At 62.1% G+C, this 1,618-nt stretch carries 2 protein-coding genes; both read right to left on the bottom strand.

The features are described 5' to 3' along the window. Positions 1-151: 151 nt before the first annotated feature. Positions 152-568, bottom strand: coding sequence for a hypothetical protein (locus tag GY937_12365; protein ID MCP5057500.1), 417 nt, complete (start codon positions 566-568; stop codon positions 152-154). 465 nt (positions 569-1,033) lie between these two features. After that, positions 1,034-1,471, bottom strand: coding sequence for a hypothetical protein (locus tag GY937_12360; protein ID MCP5057499.1), 438 nt, complete (start codon positions 1,469-1,471; stop codon positions 1,034-1,036). Positions 1,472-1,618: the final 147 nt, after the last annotated feature.

Here is a 1,618-nt window from a genome sequence, read left to right as displayed (position 1 = left end):
TCCGAATAGAGCCTTGAATCAATCGCACTGAAGTGGCCTTGTTGGGTGTCGGTGGAGAAGCCTTGTAACTCCTTCATCTCACACTCACAGGGCCATTTCAATGTCCGGCGTTCACCTCACAACGACGGATTGGGGCTAGATGATCAGATTTCTACGGTTTCTCGTGATCGCCAACATACAAGTTCTTGAGTTGGTCGAGGTTGGTGAAGCCGCCCTTGCTGCGGAGGTAGACCGCGGGAATGATCTCGATCCGGTCGACGAACGCCAGGCGCTCGAATCGTTCGACTACGCGCTCACTGAACTCGACCTTCTCCTGCTCCGTGAAGCTGTCGTCTGTCGTTTCGCCATGTGGGTTCGCTGACGGCACGAAGGCGACACCGACGGTGAGCGGGAACCGGAGGTGCGGGATCGTGGGTTCGAAGTTCCTGCCCTGGCCAGACGGGTCGATGTAGTCGACCAAGCTGGTGGATTGTCCATGCCGGGTTCCCCCAAGACCGGCACAACCGCTGGCGGCCAGGGCAAGAAGGGTGAGTGCGAGGGGGACTGAGAATCGAAGGGCGCGGTTCATGTCAGAGGTCCTTGTTCGAGGTGCTTGTACACGACAATGCCGGAGCCTGGGTGGCGCCGTCGTGCTGGTACCCGCAAGTCGCGTGCCAGTCGCCTTCGAGCCGGGTTCCCGTATTGGAATCAAGGAGTTCGGCGCCGCTCTGCAGAACCGCAATCGCCGGGGGCGAGAGCGGCCGCACATACCCTGATCAGCCTTGTACACAGGATGACGCTGCTGGGCGAACGACTTGGAGGAGACCCGGCAATGGAGATCCTGCGGGCGGGCAGACGCGCATGCCTGTTCCAGACGCTCGTGGACCCACGGCTTCGGTTCTTCCATGACGAACACCAGGAGATTCTTGGCTCCGCCGATCTCCGATTGTCGAGGGACGGACTTCCCGAACGCCGGGTCGACTTCCGGTGGTCACGCTCAGGGAACGTGACTGCTCCGACCTATGTCGTGTTCGACGCGAGGGGATCAGGCCCACTACCGGGTTCGAGTCTCGCCCCGAGTTCGGTACCCCAGCCTGGCTCCGGTCTGATCACTGCATCCAGAGACGTGTTCCCGGGCCTGCTGGATCCATGCGCAGACCTCACGCTGGTTCGGCGTCGCGCGCAGCTCGGCGGTTGTGAGTGCGTCCGAGGCCTCATTGCAGCGACCGCGGGTGGCAAGAACGGTTGCGAGATAGGCAGCGCCGTGGTGCGCTCGCGACTTCGTTTCCATCTCGGCGCGTAGCAGAAGCATGCCATCTGCCGAGTCCACCTGCAGGCGCTCGAGCGCCAGATCAAGCAGGCCCTTGCGTCCGCCGCTCATCGCGACCGCTAGAGCCGTTTTGCGCTCCGAATCCGCAAACAGGCGAGGCCCCCAGCTTGCCGCCGACAGCAGCGCCGAGAACCCGATCCCGAGAACGACCCCCGCACACACCGCACCCGCTAGTGATATGATTCATAAATAAAGGGCACTATTGGACTATCCACGTTACCCTCGCGGCGAACGGCCAGAGGGGCACGATGCGGGTCGCAGCCGAGATTCACCTCAGCAAGAGCCAGCGGGCGACGCTTCAGCAATGGT

It is taken from the genome of bacterium (genome assembly GCA_024228115.1).
Lineage (GTDB): Bacteria > Myxococcota_A > UBA9160 > UBA9160 > UBA6930.
The sequence above is the reverse complement of the archived record's forward strand: the minus strand, read 5'-3'. Positions and strand labels throughout refer to the sequence as shown.